We start from the raw sequence: 16,751 nt of genomic DNA, 5'->3' as shown, positions 1-16,751 counted from the left end.
CGCCTCCGGCAGTACGTAACGGCAAACAGTCAGTCAGCGTCGTCGCTGCCGGAGGTCTCTTCCACCCATAAGCGGGCCGACGCCCCGGGATCTGGCCTGATCCGTATTGACGGGTACGCCGCAGTAGTCAGGGAGTACTCCCCTCCGTGCTGAAAAGAGTACCCAATCACCAAGGAAAGGCAAAGCAGTTAGTAAAAGAATGACCAAAGACGCAGGTCAGAGCGCTTTACATGCGCTTGGTGCAGGCGGCGGTGACGGTCACCGGCGCCACGCGCGGCGAGCCGCGGCCACCTGCGTGAGCACCTGCTGGAGCACCTGGCTGCCGGAGGGCACGACCGGCGGCTCGTACGTCCAGGCGTGCCCCACCCACGGGTCGGCGAGGTGATCGTCGGCCACCGGGGTCAGTCGCAGAAGCGAACGCCACAGGGGGTCGAGCAGCGGTCCGTAACCCGCGGAGTCCTCGCGGTCGGCCACCATCATCAGATGGACGCCGACAGCCGGGCCCTCGTCGGCGAGATAGCGCAGCTGGGTCACCGCCCGGTCGTCGAAGCCGTGCGGGAAGTCGTTGACCACCAGCAGGTGCTGGGAGGTGTCCATGCCCGGTGGCAGGGCGTCGGCCGCGCCGCCACGCACCGCCATCTGCACGAGGTCGACGCGCTGAGTGAGTCTGGCCAGGGCGTCCGCCACACCGGCGGCACCTACGGCGGGCGGCGCCTCGAGTGCTCCGGTCTGCACCAGCGGTGCCAGCGCCTGCGCTCCGGAACCGGCCGGGTCGATCACATGCACGGTGAACTCGCCCGCCGGATGGACGGCGAGCAGCCGGGCCGCGTGGGCCACCGCCGATTCCATCGCCAGGCGCCGCAGATCGTGCGAGTCGGCGAACGAGCCGTCGAGCACCCCGGCACCTCCGCTGTCGATCCACAGGCCGCGCTCCAGCGGCAACCGGACCAGCATCGGGATGCGCAGCTGGGCACACTCGGGCAGATGCAGCTCGCCCAGGCGCAGGGCCATCGGCATCTCCATCGGCACCCGGTAGCCGTGCCAGACGGGGTTGTCCCAGCCCGCGTACGCCGGTGGCAGCGCGGGTTCGACGACAGCGGCCTCGGCGGTGAGCTGGGCGACATCCCGGTCGAGGGCCTCTTTGGCCTGGTCGACGAGCTGGGTGTGCCGGGCGCGGGCGGCCTCGCGCGCGGCGTCGGCCTGCCCGCCGATCCGGCCGCGCGGGTCGGACAGGACCTGCTCCAGCTCCTTGTCCATGCGCGATTCGGCGAAGTCGACTGCGCTGCGGTAGGCGGCCGTGGTGCGGGCCAGGTCCTCGAACATGCCCCACACCTGGTTGTAGAGCCGCTCGTCCATGGACCAGCCGGTGGCGTCGCCCGCGACGGGCTGGGCGGGCTGACCCGGCGCCGCAGGAGGCGCGGTCGGCGGGGGCGGGGGCGGCGCCCCGTTCTGCCGACGAGGATGGTTGTAGTCGATCGGGCCGGCGGCGGTGGGCGCGGACGGCTCCGTGAGGGCGGACGGGTCGGCCGAGGCCGGTCCTCCGGGGTAGCCCGTACGGGATCCCGCGCCGGCCTGGGGGCTCTGGGCGCCGTAGGGTGAGCCGCTCTGGTCCGGGCCGAGGGTGGGGGCGGCCGACTGCCTCGTGCGGTCACCGTCCGCCGTGCGCGGTGGGGGCGCCGCCACGGAGCGGGCCAGTCCGCGGGCCACGGCGTCGTTTATGGTGCCGGCGAGCTGGTGGGCCTGGGGCAAGTGCTGGTCGGTGAAGAGCTCGGCGAGCCCGCCCGCATAGCCCTGACCGACCGCGCGCACCTTCCACGCGCCCTGGCGGCGGTAGAGCTCCAGGGCGACGACGGCCGTTTCCGCTTCCAGGCCGGTGATCGTGTAGCTGGCGACCTCGGTTCCGTCCAGCCCGGTGACCGCGACGAAGGGGGCGGCCAGGGCACCGAAGCGGTTCGGCCCTCCCCCGACGCCGCCCGGCAGGGCGAGCAGCACATGGACGCGGTGCACCGTGTCCGGCATGGCGTCCAGATCCACCGCGAGGCGATGGTCGGCGGCCGCCTGCCGGGGGACCTCAAGTCCGGGCAGGGTGGGTGCGCCCGGGTGGGCCACCCGCTCCACTGCGTGGACCTTGCCCTGGTCGTCGCTGAGCGTGGCCACGGCCACGATCGGCGTGCCGGCCGAGACCCGGATCTCGAGACGGGCCTGGGAGAGCGGGTGGTTCTGCCCCCGCACCAGCTCGGCCGTCATCGCCTTCGTCCCCCTGTGTCGTGTGTCGGTGTCGTGTGCCGCTCGCCGGGCCGTCCTAGAGGAGCGGCAGGATCGCCGGCATCAGGTCCTGGAAGGTGCGACCGTTGGCCGGGTTGCCGAGGGCCGTCATCGTCCAGCCCGGGCCATTGCGGTGCACCTTCGCCATGATCTGGGCCGTGTACTGGCCGCCGCCCGCCAGCGTGTAGCGGGCGAGCTCCTGGCCGTTGGTCTCGTCGACGAGGCGGCAGAACGCGTTCTGCACCTCCTGGAAGGTCTGGCCCGTGAAGGAGTTCACGGTGAAGACGATCTGGTCGATGTGGACCGGGAGGCGCTGCAGGTCGACGAGGATCGCCTCGTCGTCGCCGCCCTGGCCGACACCACCGACGAGGTTGTCACCGGTGTGCCGAACGGAGCCGTCGTCGCTCACCAGGTGGCGGAAGAAGACGACGTCGACCGGCTGCTTGTCCGCGAACAGGACGGCGGAGGCGTCGAGGTCGATCTCCCGGGTGCGCGAACCGAACAGGCCGCGGCGCGGGGCCGCCTGCCAGCCGAGACCCATGCGCACCGCGGTCAGGCTGCCGCCGTCGTTCTTCTGCAGACTGATGGCCTGACCCTTGGTCATGTTGACGGTCACGCGCTGTTTCCCCTCTCGAGCATTCCCCTGTTGCCGCGATGCCGCGGATGACCAGAACCCTACGCAGGGGCACTGACAGTGCCGTACCCCGGTCCGCACTTTGTGTCGGTCTTGCAACACAGCGCATTCCCGGCGAGGTCACTGAGGCCTCCGTGGCCCGTCAGGCCAGTCCCGCCTCCTTCATCTGGCGGAGTTCCTTCTTCATCTCGGAGACCTCGTCGCGCAGCCGGGCGGCGATCTCGAACTGCAGGTCCGCGGCTGCGGCGCGCATCCGCGCGGTCAGCTCCTCGATCTGCTCGGCGAGTTCGGCCGCGGGACGGTCGGTGGGCACGGTTTCCCCGGCCTTGCCCTTGGCCCTCTTGGCCGCCTTCCCGCCCTTGACCGCGTGCTCGCCCAGGGAAGGCACCGGGGCCTTGGTGCCGCGGCCGTCCTTCTTCGCCTTGCGGTAGCCCGTACCGAGCAACTGCTCGGTGTCGACGTCCTCGCGCGCGATCTGCGCGACGATGTCGTTGATCTTCTTGCGCAGCGGCTGGGGGTCGACGCCGTTCGCCTTGTTGTACGCGATCTGCTTCTCCCGGCGGCGGTTGGTCTCCTCGATGGCCTTCTCCATCGCCGGGGTGATCTTGTCGGCGTACATGTGGACCTGGCCGGAGACATTGCGCGCCGCGCGGCCGATGGTCTGGATCAGTGAGGTGCCGGAGCGCAGGAAGCCCTCCTTGTCGGCGTCGAGGATCGCCACGAGGGAGACCTCGGGCAGGTCCAGGCCCTCACGCAGGAGGTTGATGCCGACCAGCACATCGAACTCGCCGGAGCGCAGTTCGCGCAGCAGCTCGACGCGGCGCAGGGTGTCGACGTCGCTGTGCAGATAGCGGACCTGGATGCCGAGTTCCAGGAAGTAGTCGGTGAGGTCCTCGGCCATCTTCTTGGTGAGCGTGGTGACCAGGACGCGCTCGTCCTTCTCCACGCGCGTGCGGATCTCGTGCACCAGGTCGTCGATCTGGCCCTCGGTGGGCTTGACGACGACCTCCGGGTCGACCAGGCCGGTGGGGCGGATGATCTGCTCGACGACGCCGTCCCCGCGGGAGAGCTCGTAGGTGCCCGGGGTCGCCGAGAGGTAGACGGTCTGCCCGATGCGATCCTGGAACTCCTCCCACTTCAGGGGGCGGTTGTCCAGAGCGGAGGGCAGCCGGAAGCCGTGCTCGACGAGGGTGCGCTTGCGGGAGGCGTCGCCCTCGTACATGGCGCCGATCTGCGGCACGGTGACGTGCGACTCGTCGATGACGAGCAGGAAGTCCTCGGGGAAGTAGTCCAGCAGGGTGTTCGGCGCGGAGCCGGGCAGGCGGCCGTCGAAGTGCATCGAGTAGTTCTCCACGCCGGAGCAGGTGCCGATCTGGCGGAGCATCTCGATGTCGTACGTCGTCCGCATCCTGAGGCGCTGGGCCTCCAGGAGCTTGCCCTGCCTCTCCAGCTCGGCCAGGCGCTCGCCGAGTTCCTTCTCGATGTCGTTGATGGCCCGCTCCATGCGCTCGGGCCCCGCGACGTAGTGGGAGGCCGGGAAGACGTACAGCTGCTCGTCGTCGCTGACGATCTCACCGGTGAGCGGGTGGAGGGTGGACAGCGCCTCGATCTCGTCGCCGAACATCTCGATGCGGACGGCCAGCTCCTCGTAGACCGGGAAGATCTCGATGGTGTCCCCGCGCACCCGGAAGGTGCCGCGGGTGAAGGCCATGTCGTTGCGCGTGTACTGGATGTCCACGAAGCGGCGCAGCAGCTCGTCGCGGTCGATCTCCTCGCCGACCCTGAGCGGGACCATGCGGTCGACGTACTCCTGCGGCGTACCGAGACCGTAGATGCAGGACACCGAGGCGACCACGACGACGTCGCGGCGGGTGAGCAGCGAGTTGGTCGCGGAGTGACGCAGGCGCTCGACCTCCTCGTTGATCGAGGAGTCCTTCTCGATGTAGGTGTCCGACTGCGGGACGTAGGCCTCGGGCTGGTAGTAGTCGTAGTACGAGACGAAGTACTCGACGGCGTTGTTCGGCAGAAGCTCTCTGAACTCGTTCGCCAGCTGGGCGGCCAGGGTCTTGTTCGGGGCCATCACCAGGGTGGGGCGCTGAAGCTTCTCGATCATCCACGCGGTGGTGGCGGACTTGCCGGTGCCGGTCGCACCCAGGAGGACGACGTCCTTCTCACCGGCTTCGATGCGCCGGGCGAGATCGGCGATGGCCGTCGGCTGGTCGCCGCTCGGCTGGTAGGGGCTGACGACCTCGAAGGGCGCCACCGTGCGTTCGATGTTGGAAACGGGCCGCATGGAATCCACCGTACGACCCCGCACTGACAACGGGCCCGGATCACCAGTTCTGCGGGGTGCGGGAGCGGTGGCGGGTCGGGTGCCGACGGGAGCGGAGCGCGATGCGGCGGGACTGGTGGGGCCGGTCGGGCGCGTGGGCCGGGACGCCGGGCTTGTCTTCGGCTCGGGGCCAGTGGGGCTTGCCCATGACCATGAGGGGGTCGAACAGCACGACGACGCCCGCGAGGCAGAGGAAGGCGAGGGGACCGATCAGCATGGGGGCGAGCAGCGCCGCCGGCGAGTCGCCCGTGGACGGGTCGGCGGGGGCGTGAAGGTGGACGCTGAGGGCTGCCATGCCCGTGTAGTGCATGCCGCTGACCGCTAGCCCCATGATGAGGCTGGCGCCCACGCTCCACCACAGTCCTCTGACCTGTCCGGCCGCCCACAGGGCGGCCGTGGCGGCGACCATGGCTATGACGACGGAGGCGGCGACGGTGAGCGTGTTGTACTCCAGTTTGCCGTTCAGCTGCATGCCGGCCATGCCCAGGTAGTGCATCGACGCGATGCCGAGGCCGGTGATGGTGCCTCCGGTGAACAGGGCGGTGCCCCTGGCGCCCCGGTAGCCGACGATGAAGATCCCGATACCGACCATCACGATGGCGATGCCCAGGCTGGCGTACGTCATCGGTTTGTCGTAGTGGATCGGCGCCTCTTTGATCTTGAAGCCCATCATCGCGATGAAGTGCATGGTCCATATGCCGGAACCGATCGCCGCGGAGCCCAGGGCGAGCCATCCGGGTCGCCAGGAGCCGGCCACGAGCATGGATCTCGTGGTGCAGCGCAGGCCGAGTGCACCGCCGAGGCAGGCCATGAGGTAGGCCACCACGGGTGTGACGAGGCCGTAGCTGAATCCGTCGACCGTGCCTTGCATGCGCGGCTGCCCTTCCGCCCTCTTCCGTCCCGGAATGCCCTGATGTACGCCCCCTCCCAGGACCGCAACGAACGGTCAGGGTTGAGGCAGAGAGTATGACTCGCACCGGAATGCTCGAACGATTTTCTGGCAAAGAAACACGTCCCTGCCTCAGTTGTGCCGCTGCGGTGAGCGGTCTCGGGCATCACCATTCAATCTGTGGCCATCCTGCACCCCTCTGGCGTTGACCCTCTGCTGTCACGGTGGAGCCGTCCGTGATTCTTCGATGCGAGGAGTACGCATGCACGCGCGCGCAGTTGCCGCCACGACCACCGCGCTCCTGGGGACCGTCGCCCTGTTGCTCCCTGCCGCCGACGCAGGCGCCGACAGCGCTGCCGAGCAGCCTGTGGTCATCGCCCACCGGGGCGCCTCGGCGCAGGCGCCCGAGAACACCCTCGCCGCCGTCGACAAGGCGGCCGAGCTGGGCATCCAGTGGGTCGAGAACGATGTGCAGCGGACCAAGGACGGCGAGCTCGTGGTGATCCACGACGACAGCCTGCAGCGCACCACCGACGTGGAGGAGGTCTTCCCCGACCGCGCACCCTGGAAGGTGAAGGACTTCACGGCCGCCGAGATCGCACGCCTCGACGCGGGGAGCTGGTTCGCCCCCTCCTACACGGGCGCGCGCGTACCAACGCTCAAGGAGTACCTGCGTCGAGTCGAGCACCATCACCAGAAGCTCCTTCTCGAAATCAAGAAGCCGGAGCTGTATCCGGGAATCGAGCAGCAGACGCTCAAGCTCCTCGGCAACGAAGGCTGGCTCGACCGGCAGCACCTCACGGGCCGGCTGATCGTGCAGAGCTTCAGCGCGGACAGTGTGCGGACCGTCCATGAGCTGAAGCCCGCCGTCAGGACGGGTTTCCTCGGGACACCGTCCATGGCGGAGGTTTCCGGGTACGCGCGCTTCGTCGACCAGATCAACCCGTCGTACGGCACCCTCTCGGCCCGCTATGTCTCCGCCGTCCACGGCGTCACCGGCGCCCACGGCAGGCCGCTGGAGGTCTTCACCTGGACCGTGGACGATGCGGCCACCGCCCGGCGGGTCGCCAGGTACGGCGTCGACGGCATCATCACCAACAAGCCCGACGTGGTGCGCGAGGCCCTCGGCGGGGAGTGACGGTCCCGGGGGCCGCTCGCCGGTCATTGTCAGTGGCGGGTCGTACGGTGAGCGCATGGACAGCCATGGGCAGGACGAGCAGCAGGTCGTGTGGACCGTCGTCGACAGCGACATCGGTCCGCTGCTGCTGGCCGCGACGACCGAGGGCCTGGTCAACGTCGTGTTCCACGCCACGGAACCGGTGCGCGACAGGGCGCTCGCCCGGCTGGCGTCCCGGCTGGGCGCCGAGCCGGTCGAGGCACCCGGCTCTCCCCTGCTGGCCGAGGCGATACGTCAGGTGGAGGCCTACTTCGCGGGTGAGCGGCGGGACTTCCGGCTGCCGCTGGACTGGTCTTTGATCTCGGGCTTCAACCGTCAGGTGCTGCGCGAGCTGGCGTCCGGTGTGCCGTACGGCACGGTGGTCGGTTACGGCGATCTGGCCGACCGGGTCGGTCAGCCGGGCGCGGCCCAGGCGGTGGGCATGGCGATGGGCTCCAATCCGCTGCCGGTGGTCGTGCCCTGCCACCGGGTCGTCGAGAGCGACGGCGGCATCGGCGGGTTCGGCGGCGGTCTGGAGACCAAGCGGAGGCTGCTGGCACTGGAGGGCGTGCTGCCCGAGCCACTGTTCTGAGGGTCGGGCCCACTCACGCGTAGTGACGTGCCTCCAGGACGTTGCCGTCCGGATCGCGGAAGTAGAAGCTGCGGGGTGCCTTGCCGCGGGCACCGAAGGAGTCGCGGGAGATGTCCGAGACGGGGACCGAGCGCTCCTCCAGGCGTGTGCGCAGTGCGTCGAAGTCGTGCTTCGACAGTGCCAGGCAGACATGGTTGACAGGGTGGCCCGCGCTCCCGGCGGCGTCGGGGAGCATGTTCATGCGTTCGGCGATGCTGAGAGGTGCGAGGTCGAAGATGGTCTCGTCATTGAGGCGTACGGAAGGGAAGGACACCTCGCCCGCGGCGAACTCGGTGACCCTCAGAGGTTCCAGGCCCACCGCCTTCTCGTAGAAGTCGGCGGCGGCGACCGGGTCGCGCACCCACAGGACGACGTGATCGAGACGTGTCGTGTTGTCCGTCATGCTCCCAGGCTGGTGTCGTCCCTCACCGGCCGCAAGGGTTTGACGGGGCCCGCCGCCCGCCAGAGATGAGGGAAGACCGACAGACAGGAGGCAGGCGCGTGACGCTGGTGGTGTCCGAAGAGGTGCATGAAGCGGTCCACGCGCGTCGGCCCGTGGTGGCCCTGGAGTCCACGATCATCGCGCACGGGCTGCCGCGGCCGCGCAATCTGCAGGTGGCGCTCGAGCTGGAGGAGGCCGTACGGCAGGAGGGCGCCGTCCCGGCGACGATCGCCGTGCTGGACGGGCGGCCTCGGGTCGGCCTGGACAAGGAGCAGCTGGAGCGGGTCGCCAACGAGGACGGGATCCGCAAGCTGGGCCACCGCGACCTGGCCCTCGCCGTTGCCTCCGGGGCGAGCGGGGCGACCACGGTCTCCGCGACCGCGCTGCTGGCGGCGCTGGCCGGAGTGCGGGTCTTCGCCACCGGCGGGCTCGGCGGGGTGCACCGGCAGTGGACGGTGACGCAGGACGAGTCCGCCGACCTGGGCCTGCTGGCGCGCACGCGGATCACGGTGGTGTGCGCGGGGGTGAAGTCGATCCTGGACGTACCGGCGACTCTGCAGCGGCTGGAGACACTGGGCGTCGCGGTGGCCGGGTACGGCACGGACCGTTTCCCCGGCTTCTACCTCTCCGACTCGGGACACCCGGTGGACTGGACCCTGGACAGTCCGCAGCAGGTGGCGGAGGTCATGCGGGCCCAGGACGCGCTCGGTGTCCCGGACTCGGCGTTGATCGTGGCCAACCCCGTTCCGGAGGCGGAGCAACTGGATCCCGGGCTGCACGCACGCGTGCTCGCCGACGCGCTGCGGGCCTGCGAGGAGGAGGGAGTCAGCGGCCAGGCCGTCACACCGTTCCTGCTCGACCATCTGGTGCGGCACACCGACGGTGCCTCGCTGCGGGCCAACCTGGCCGCAGTACGCGGCAACGTACGGCTGGCGGGGCGGATCGCGGCGGCCTGGGCCGGGGCGTGAGCGGCTCGGGGACGCCGGGGCAGGGGGCCGCTTCGACCCGCCGTGGCTCCCCGAGCGGTGCGCTGCTGGTGGTCGGGGACGTGGTGACGGACGTCGTCGCCCGGCATCGAGGGCTTCTGGCCGCGGGCACCGACACGGCCGCCGTGATCCGGACGGTGCCCGGTGGCGCGGGCGCCAATGTGGCCTGCTGGGCTGCCCATTGGGGTTGTGCGGAGGTGCGGCTGCTCGGGCGGGTGGGGAAGGACGCGGCGGATTGGCACGAGCGGGAGCTGGCCGCCGCCGGGGTGCGGTCACGCCTGGTCATCGATCCGCAGGCGCCGACCGGGACGGTGATCTGCCTCGTCGACACGGACGCTTCGGCAGAGCGGACGTTCCTCACCGACAGCGGTGCCTCGCTGCGTCTCGAGCCCGGTGACTGGTCGGACACCTTGCTCGACGGTGTCGCATGGCTGCATCTGTCCGGCTATCTGCTCTTCTCCGAGCAGAGCCGCGCGCTGGTGGCGCTGGCCCTGGCGTCGGCACGCGCGCGTGGGGTGCCGGTGAGTCTGGATCCGGCGTCGGCCGGTTTCCTCATGGAGCTGGGCGTCGACCGCTTCCTCGCGTCGGTCGAAGGGGTGGAGGTCCTGCTGCCCAGCCGGGACGAGGCGTGCCTGCTCACCGGGTTGCCGGATGCGGCGGACGCGGCGGCGAAGCTGAGCCGCCACGTCCCGCTGGTGGTCGCCAAGCAGGGGGCGGCCGGGGCTCTGGTCGCCCGCTCCGGCACCGTGCGCAGTCGGGTGCCCGCCGCACCGGCGAGAGCCTTGGACACCACCGGCGCCGGCGACGCGTTCACGGGCGCATTCCTCACCGCCCTGCTCACCGGCGCCGAGCCCGAGGCCGCGGCGGCGGACGGGTGTCTGGCGGGTGCGCGGGCGGTCGAACAGGTGGGCGGCAGGCCTCCGGTGAGCAGCTGACAGCAGGAAGAACGGCGAGCCTGGCCCGCCTTGTCGACCACCTCCTGAGCGCGGCAGTTCCCCTCACGTCCATCCCTTGCGTCCCCACGCCGAAATCATCGGAACCGCGGCAAGATCCATGGTGTCGGAGGGGGGTGAGGGCCTCGGAGCGCGCTCCCGCCCCGGACTGCCGGTTGTCGAGGAGAGACCCGTCCGTTAACGTCATGCCGCGATCATCCCATTTATCCGACTTGCCGGGAGGGGGCGACGCTCCGGTGCGACGGGAGGTCCACGACGAGGTGGACGAGGTATCGGGCGCCGGGCGCATCGAGACGGGCGGTCGGCCCGTGCCGGACGCCAGGCGGCGTAATTCCCGCCACGGGACCGCCACAGGCCCCACAGGCCAACTCCCGTTGTCCACAGGCCGGAACCAAGCGGAACCCGTGGTTTCCACAGGCTTACCCGCCGCTCACGCGGTCCTGGCACACTGGCGCGACAGGCGCAGGATGCGGCGCGAGGGGATCCGAGCAAGGAGATCCAGATGTCCATGGCAGGGAATCTGCGGAAGGTCACGAGCCTCGGCACGGTCGACGGCCTCCGCAAGGTGGCGCGGCTGGCCCGGCGGCGCAGGCGTGTCGACCTGAGCCACCCCGCGCGATCCCCGCTGGGCTCCTCGGTGGTCAACTGTGTGGCGTACGAGGAAGGGGGCCGCGTCCCCGTCGGCGGCGACCTGGTCGACACGGTGGAGCGGGTACGCAAGAACGGTGACGGCTTCGTCTGGCTCGGTCTCCACGAGCCGACGAACCAGGAGTTCGCCGGCATCGCCGAGCTGTTCGACCTGCATCCGCTGGCCGTCGAGGACGCGATCGAGGCACATCAGCGCCCGAAGGTCGAGCGGTACGGGGAGACGCTGTTCGCGGTGTTCAAGACGGTCTGCTACGTCGAGCACGAAGAACTCACGGCCACGAGCGAGGTGGTGAACACCGGCGAGATCATGGTGTTCGTCGGCCAGGACTTCGTGATCAGTGTGCGGCACGGACGGCACGGTTCGCTGGGCCCGCTGCGCGAGGAGCTGGAGGCGGAGCCCGGCCAGCTCGCCAAGGGGCCGTCCGCAGTGCTGCATGCGATCGCGGACCATGTGGTCGACGACTACCTCAACGTCATCGACTCGGTACAGGCCGACATCGAGCACGTCGAGACGGATGTCTTCGCGGAGAACGGCGCGCGAGCGGATCCCGGCCGCATCTATCAGCTCAAGCGTGAACTCCTGGAGCTGAAGCGGGCGGTGGTCCCACTCGGCCGTCCGCTCGCGGATCTCGCCAACCGGCCGATCCGGGTGGTGGAACCGGAGATACAGGCCTACTTCCGCGACGTGTCCGACCACCTGCAGCGGGCCACGGAGCAGATAGCCGCCTTCGACGAGCTGCTCAACTCGATCCTGCAGGCCCACCTCGCCCAGGTGACAGTCGCGCAGAACGAGGACATGCGGAAGATCACGGCATGGGCCGCGATCGTCGCGGTGCCGACGATGGTCTGTGGGGTCTACGGAATGAACTTCGACCACATGCCGGAGCTCCACTGGCGATACGGCTACGGCATGGTCATCGGCGTCATATCCCTCGCCTGCCTGGTGCTCTACCGCGGTTTCCGGCGCAACGGCTGGCTCTGAGCGGGCCCGTGATGCGCGCCGGACAGGGCTGCGGCGCCGGCGAGGCAGGGCATGGGGTCAGCGTGCCGTGCTCCTGGCGTAGACCCGCTCGGCCCAGGCGCCGATCTGGTCCTCCGTCAGGTGCTGGGCCAGGTCGGCCTCGCTGATCATGCCGACCAGGCGCTTGTTCTCGATGACGGGCAGGCGGCGGATCTGGTGGTCCTCCATCTCCTGGAGCACCTCGCTGACATCGGCGCCGGCGTCGATCCAGCGCGGCGTGCCCTTGGCCATCTCGCCCGCCGTGACCTTGGATGGGTCGTGGCCCATGGCCACACAGCCGACCACGATGTCCCGGTCGGTGAGGATGCCGCAGAGCCGTTCGTTCGCGTCGCTGATGGGCAGGGCTCCGACGTTGAGCTCACGCATCAGCTGGGCGGCACGGTCCAGGGTCTCGTGGGCGGGGATCCACTGGGCACCACGGTGCATGATTTCTCCGGCGGTGGTCATGGGGTACCTCCCGGTGCCGGACGGCCGGCGCGGCGCAGGACACACCGCTAGTCCCGGCGTCCTACATTCTCGCCGGGTCGCGCGGCGCACGCACCCGGAACTCCAGCAGCCGGAGCGGGCACGGGGAGGCGCTCCCGGAGGGGATTGATCACGTACTCCGCTTAGCCGTTCCAGGCCGGGCGGCGCGGATCGTCGAGGCGTACCAGGACGTCGGCCGTGCCGGCGGGATCGGTCTCGTGCTCGTAGCGCTCGAACGCGGGGAGGGTCCAGTGCTCGGGCTCGGGCGTACGGCGGCGCAGGGCGCCCGGCGACAGGAGGAGGTGAACCGTCAGATCGAAGGGGAACCAGTGGCGAAGGAGGAGGGGACCGTGCAGCAACAGGAGGCCGCGGGGAGGGAGTTGGACATACGGGCTGCGGGTGGCGCGGTCGGTGACCGGGTCCAGGAGATCGGGCAGGATGCGCCCGTCGCCGCCGGGTTCGAGGGGGCCGAAGACCTCGCGCCACAGTGCGCCGGTGTCGAACCAGCCGTCGTAGTAGGCGTCCACGTCCTGGTGGCCGTGCTCCAGCCGGAGGGAGGCGGGGCGCAGGAAGCCCTCCGTGCCGACGACCAGCGACGGCCGGCCGCGAATGCGCAGCGCCTCGTGGACGCGCTCGGCGAGGTCTCCGGGCCGGGCCGCCGGGGCGCCGTCGAAGGCGATCCGCGGCCAGGGACCACCGTCGGCCGGCTCCAGGTCGAGCAGGCGCTCGGCGAGGCGGTCGCCGAGCCGGTCCCAGGTGATCGCTTCGAGTCGCACAGAGCCATGATGCCGCGCGCTGCCGAAAGCACCGATGGCCGGGCGCATGGCTCTCGGTGCGGCCGGGGGCGGACAGTCGCGAGTGAGCCCAGGCGCGGGGACACGGGTGAGGTGACGTGCGGTACGAGGTCGGCGGTACGGCGTAAATCCCGGGGGTCCGCGGGCATGAAGCGGACATGGCGGATCATGAAGCGGATATGACGGATAAGGCAGTGCCCGTGACTCCTTCGTCCCGTACCGGACTCGTCGCCATCCAGCCCCTGAAGAAGAAGCGCTGTGCCGCGTGTCGGCGGGGACCGCTGTCGCTGCTCGTCCTGGAGGAGGGCGTGCCACGGTGCCTCGACTGTGCCGACCTCGGGCACCTGGTGTTCCTGCCGCGCGGGGACACCGCGCTGACCCGTAGGGCGCGCGAGGAGAGCACGCTGTCGGTGATCGTCATGCGGTTCAACCGGCGCAAGAGCCGGTACGAGCGTCAGGGCGTCCTCGTCGAGGAGGAGGGGCTCGCCCGGGCCGAGGAGCGGTGTCTGGCGGACGCGGAGGCCCGACGGCGGCGCCGGGCGAGGGACGCGCAGCGCAGGGCGGTCGAGGACGACCGGTTCACGGAGGCGTTCGCGGCGGAGATCCTGCGGCTGTTTCCCAGGTGTCCGGCCGAGCGGGCGCGGGCGATCGCGGCGCACGCGTCCATGCGGGGCAGCGGGCGGGTGGGCCGCAGCGCGGCCGGGCGGGCGCTCACCGAGGGGGCGGTGACATCGGCGGTCGTGGCAGCCGTACGGCATGTGGACACGCCGTACGACCAGCTGCTGATGAACGGGGTGGCGCGGTACGAGGCACGGCGGCGGACAGCGGCGGCGGTGGAGACGGTGCTGCGGGGGTGGCGGGAGGCGGCGTCCGACTTTCCGCAGTCGTCGCAGCCGTTCTAGTGCCGCGGCAGGCAACGTTTGCCCGTCAAGGAGCGGCGTCCGGTGCGTGCTCTCGGCGTGCCGGCCGGAAGTCCTCGTACTGGACGTACTTGGGCTTTCGGCCGGTGCGGCGAGAGGGCGTGCCGGGCGTCGCGACGGGGCGAACGTTGCCTGCCGCGGCACTAGCGACGGCCATGGGCAGTTGGCGGCGCTGGCAGCGGATCGGCGTACGGCACCCCACCCCTCCCCCAGCTCGGTCGGCCTCATATGGCCCGCCCCAGGCCTGGACGCTCACGCATGTGGGCGCGGCGATGGGGCATGGTCCGGGTTCTTGTGCGGACATTCACTGGTGGTGAGCGGTGAGTGGTGAGTCGTGATCAAGGATGGGCTGGGCGCGGGTCCGGCCCGAACTGGGAGATGAGGGCGACATGATCAATGGGCCGTACTTCGTGCTGACGGTGCTGGGAGCGCTCGGGACGGGCCTGGTGGCCGGGGTCTTCTGCGCCTTCTCGACGTTCGTGATGCGAGGACTCGCCGCGCTGCCGCCCGCACAGGGCGTGGCCGCGATGAAGGCGATCAACGTGACGGCCGTGCAACCGGCTTTCATGATCGTGTTCCTGGGGTCGGCGCTGCTGTGCGCGGTGATCGCCGTGGTGACGTTGGTGGTCTGGCCGGAGGAGGGGGCGGTCGAGCTGCTGCTGGGCAGCGCGCTGTATCTGATCGGCTCGTTCGGCGTGACCATGCTCGCGAACGTGCCGCGCAACAACGCGCTGCTCGAGCTGGACGCGGGGACACCGGAGGCGGCAGCGTACTGGCCCGCGTACGTCAGGGAGTGGACGGCATGGAACCACGTCCGCATGATCGCCTCGGCTGCCGCGGCGGTGCTGTACGTGCTGGGGCTCACGTGACGACGCCCGCGCGGTCGGAAGGCCCCCGGTCAACCCGCCAGAAAGCGCTGTCCCACACTCTGCGCCCGTGGCCGACGGGACGTATCGTGGCCGAAAGAGTGCCGCCCGAAGACGCACGGCCTGTCGTACGCGTACGCAAGGAAATCGGCCATGGGCGATCCCAAGGGTTTCATGACCACCCCCCGCGAGGACTGGCCCCGCCGGCCCGTCGAGGAGCGGGTGCGGGACTGGAACGAGGTCTATGTCCCGGGGGCGCTGCTGCCCATCATCAACAAGCAGGCCGACCGCTGTATGGACTGCGGCATCCCGTTCTGCCACGAGGCCTGTCCACTGGGCAATCTGATCCCGGAGTGGAACGACCTGGTCTCCCGCGACGACTGGCGGGCGGCGAGCGACCGGCTGCACGCCACCAACAACTTCCCCGAGTTCACGGGTCGGCTGTGCCCGGCGCCGTGCGAGGCGGGTTGTGTGCTCACCATCAACCAGCCGGCGGTCACGATCAAGAACGTCGAGTGCGCGATAGCCGACCGGGCCTGGGAGGAAGGTTTCGCGCCGCCGCGGCCGCCGGAGCGGCTCAGCGGGTGGACGGTCGCGGTCATCGGGTCGGGGCCCACCGGACTTGCCGCGGCTCAGCAGCTGACCCGGGCGGGCCACACCGTGGCGGTGTACGAGAAGGACGATCGGCTCGGCGGGCTGATGCGGTACGGCATCCCGGAGTTCAAGATGGAGAAGCACCATCTGGAGCGGCGGCTGGAGCAGATGCGGGCCGAGGGGACCAAGTTCCGTACGTCGACGGTGATCGGGCGGGACATCGGGGCAGCGGAGTTGCGGGCGCGCTACGACGCCGTGGTGATCGCGACTGGGGCGACCGCGTGGCGTGAACTTCCCGTGTCAGGGCGGGAGTTGGCCGGTATCCATCAGGCCATGGAGTATCTGCCGCTGGCCAACCGGGTGCGCGAGGGGGATCTGGAGGTCTCCCCGCTGTCCGCCATCGGCAAGCATGTCGTGATCGTCGGTGGCGGCGACACCGGAGCGGACTGTCTCGGCACGGCCGTACGCGAGCGTGCCGCCTCCGTCACGCAGCTGGACATCTACGCCCAGCCCGGCGCCGAGCGCGACGAGGACGCCGAACCCTGGCCGACGTACCCGAAGATCTACCGGTTGTCGGCCGCGCACGAGGAGGCCGGTGCGCTGCGGACCGCGCCGGCGGCGGACGCCGACGCCCGGTTGTTCGCGGCGTCGACGCTCCGCTTCACCGGTGACGCCGACGGACATGTGCGGTCGTTGCACCTCGTCGAGGTGGACGCGCAGCGGCGGCCGGTGCCGGGCACCGGGCGGGTACTCCCGGCCGACCTCGTGCTGCTGGCGCTCGGTTTCTCCGGGCCCGACCGGGAGGACGGCCTCATCGACCAGCTGGAGCTGGCGATGGAGCCACGCGGCACGATCGCACGGGATGCCGGGTTCGCGACCAACGTCCCGGGCGTGTTCGCCGCCGGGGACGCCGCGCGCGGGCAGTCGCTGATCGTGTGGGCGATCGCGGAGGGGCGGGCGGTGGCGGCGGCAGTCGACCGCCATCTGACGGGGAGTTCACGGCTGCCGGCGCCCATAGGGCCGTACGACCGGCCCATGACGGTCTAGGGTCTGTCCCTAGCTCGGCGCTGGACGCGCCGTGCGCGTGCCGCCACCGCGGTGCACGACGCCCAAAGCCGGCCCGGCGCCCGAGCCCGAAGCCCCGTCAGCCCCACC

15 protein-coding genes are annotated in these 16,751 nt (G+C 70.4%); 8 read left to right on the top strand and 7 right to left on the bottom strand.

Translation table 11 applies throughout. From position 1 onward, the window contains the following. Positions 1 to 258 precede the first annotated feature (258 nt). The 4 genes from ACKTSN_RS34870 to ACKTSN_RS34855 form a co-directional block, all read right to left on the bottom strand. Entirely contained in the window at positions 259 to 2,247 is a 1,989-nt protein-coding gene (locus tag ACKTSN_RS34870) for a TerD family protein (protein ID WP_409472761.1), read from the bottom strand. A gap of 55 nt (positions 2,248 to 2,302) precedes the next feature. Continuing rightward, positions 2,303 to 2,881 carry a TerD family protein gene (locus tag ACKTSN_RS34865; protein WP_129797301.1) on the bottom strand — a complete coding sequence of 193 codons (579 nt, stop codon included), beginning with the start codon at positions 2,879 to 2,881 and terminating at the stop codon, positions 2,303 to 2,305. A gap of 160 nt (positions 2,882 to 3,041) precedes the next feature. After that, positions 3,042 to 5,192, bottom strand: coding sequence for an excinuclease ABC subunit UvrB (gene uvrB, locus ACKTSN_RS34860; protein ID WP_409472760.1), 2,151 nt, complete (start codon positions 5,190 to 5,192; stop codon positions 3,042 to 3,044). A gap of 40 nt (positions 5,193 to 5,232) precedes the next feature. Next, complete coding sequence (locus ACKTSN_RS34855) at positions 5,233 to 6,102, bottom strand: MHYT domain-containing protein (protein ID WP_409472759.1); 870 nt, start codon at positions 6,100 to 6,102, stop codon at positions 5,233 to 5,235. Between the two features lie 280 nt (positions 6,103 to 6,382). Here ACKTSN_RS34855 and ACKTSN_RS34850 point away from each other — a divergent pair, with 280 nt between their 5' ends. Both ACKTSN_RS34850 and ACKTSN_RS34845 read left to right on the top strand, forming a co-directional pair. Further along, positions 6,383 to 7,258, top strand: coding sequence for a glycerophosphodiester phosphodiesterase (locus ACKTSN_RS34850; protein WP_409472758.1), 876 nt, complete (start codon positions 6,383 to 6,385; stop codon positions 7,256 to 7,258). Positions 7,259 to 7,313: 55 nt separating this feature from the next. Then, a complete protein-coding gene (locus tag ACKTSN_RS34845) occupies positions 7,314 to 7,868 on the top strand; it encodes a methylated-DNA--[protein]-cysteine S-methyltransferase (protein ID WP_409472757.1) in 555 nt (184 codons plus the stop codon). A gap of 13 nt (positions 7,869 to 7,881) precedes the next feature. On the opposite strand, the gene ACKTSN_RS34840 is transcribed toward ACKTSN_RS34845, so the two are convergent. After that, entirely contained in the window at positions 7,882 to 8,310 is a 429-nt protein-coding gene (locus ACKTSN_RS34840) for a VOC family protein (protein ID WP_409472756.1), read from the bottom strand. A 98-nt stretch (positions 8,311 to 8,408) separates the two neighbouring features. On the opposite strand from ACKTSN_RS34840, the gene ACKTSN_RS34835 reads away from it, so the two are divergent. The 3 genes from ACKTSN_RS34835 to ACKTSN_RS34825 all read left to right on the top strand — a co-directional run bounded on the left by ACKTSN_RS34835 (position 8,409) and on the right by ACKTSN_RS34825 (position 11,918). Further along, entirely contained in the window at positions 8,409 to 9,317 is a 909-nt protein-coding gene (locus ACKTSN_RS34835; RefSeq protein ID WP_409472755.1) for a pseudouridine-5'-phosphate glycosidase, read from the top strand. After that, positions 9,314 to 10,270 carry a carbohydrate kinase family protein gene (locus ACKTSN_RS34830; RefSeq protein WP_409472754.1) on the top strand — a complete coding sequence of 319 codons (957 nt, stop codon included), beginning with the start codon at positions 9,314 to 9,316 and terminating at the stop codon, positions 10,268 to 10,270. The genes ACKTSN_RS34835 and ACKTSN_RS34830 overlap by 4 nt, the downstream gene beginning before the upstream one ends. A gap of 520 nt (positions 10,271 to 10,790) precedes the next feature. Beyond that, complete coding sequence (locus ACKTSN_RS34825; RefSeq protein ID WP_409472753.1) at positions 10,791 to 11,918, top strand: magnesium and cobalt transport protein CorA; 1,128 nt, start codon at positions 10,791 to 10,793, stop codon at positions 11,916 to 11,918. Positions 11,919 to 11,975: 57 nt separating this feature from the next. Here ACKTSN_RS34825 and ACKTSN_RS34820 read toward each other — a convergent pair whose 3' ends face one another. Further along, positions 11,976 to 12,404: a CBS domain-containing protein gene (locus ACKTSN_RS34820; RefSeq protein ID WP_129797310.1), complete on the bottom strand. Its 429-nt coding sequence runs from the start codon at positions 12,402 to 12,404 to the stop codon at positions 11,976 to 11,978. A gap of 161 nt (positions 12,405 to 12,565) precedes the next feature. Continuing rightward, a complete protein-coding gene (locus ACKTSN_RS34815) occupies positions 12,566 to 13,198 on the bottom strand; it encodes a uridine kinase (RefSeq protein WP_409472752.1) in 633 nt (210 codons plus the stop codon). Positions 13,199 to 13,416: 218 nt separating this feature from the next. Between ACKTSN_RS34815 and ACKTSN_RS34810 the strand changes: the two genes are divergently transcribed. The 3 genes from ACKTSN_RS34810 to ACKTSN_RS34800 all read left to right on the top strand — a co-directional run bounded on the left by ACKTSN_RS34810 (position 13,417) and on the right by ACKTSN_RS34800 (position 16,643). Then, the gene (locus tag ACKTSN_RS34810) at positions 13,417 to 14,118 is read left to right on the top strand and encodes a DUF2293 domain-containing protein (RefSeq protein WP_409472751.1); all 702 of its coding nucleotides are present in this window, start codon (positions 13,417 to 13,419) and stop codon (positions 14,116 to 14,118) included. A 407-nt stretch (positions 14,119 to 14,525) separates the two neighbouring features. Further along, complete coding sequence (locus tag ACKTSN_RS34805) at positions 14,526 to 15,005, top strand: DUF1772 domain-containing protein (protein ID WP_409472750.1); 480 nt, start codon at positions 14,526 to 14,528, stop codon at positions 15,003 to 15,005. Positions 15,006 to 15,155: 150 nt separating this feature from the next. Next, complete coding sequence (locus tag ACKTSN_RS34800; RefSeq protein WP_409472749.1) at positions 15,156 to 16,643, top strand: glutamate synthase subunit beta; 1,488 nt, start codon at positions 15,156 to 15,158, stop codon at positions 16,641 to 16,643. The last annotated feature ends 108 nt before the right edge of the window (positions 16,644 to 16,751 follow it).

This window comes from Streptomyces flavusporus (genome assembly GCF_046267975.1).
Classification (GTDB): Bacteria; Actinomycetota; Actinomycetes; order Streptomycetales; family Streptomycetaceae; genus Streptomyces; species Streptomyces flavusporus.
The sequence above is the reverse complement of the archived record's forward strand: the minus strand, read 5'-3'. Positions and strand labels throughout refer to the sequence as shown.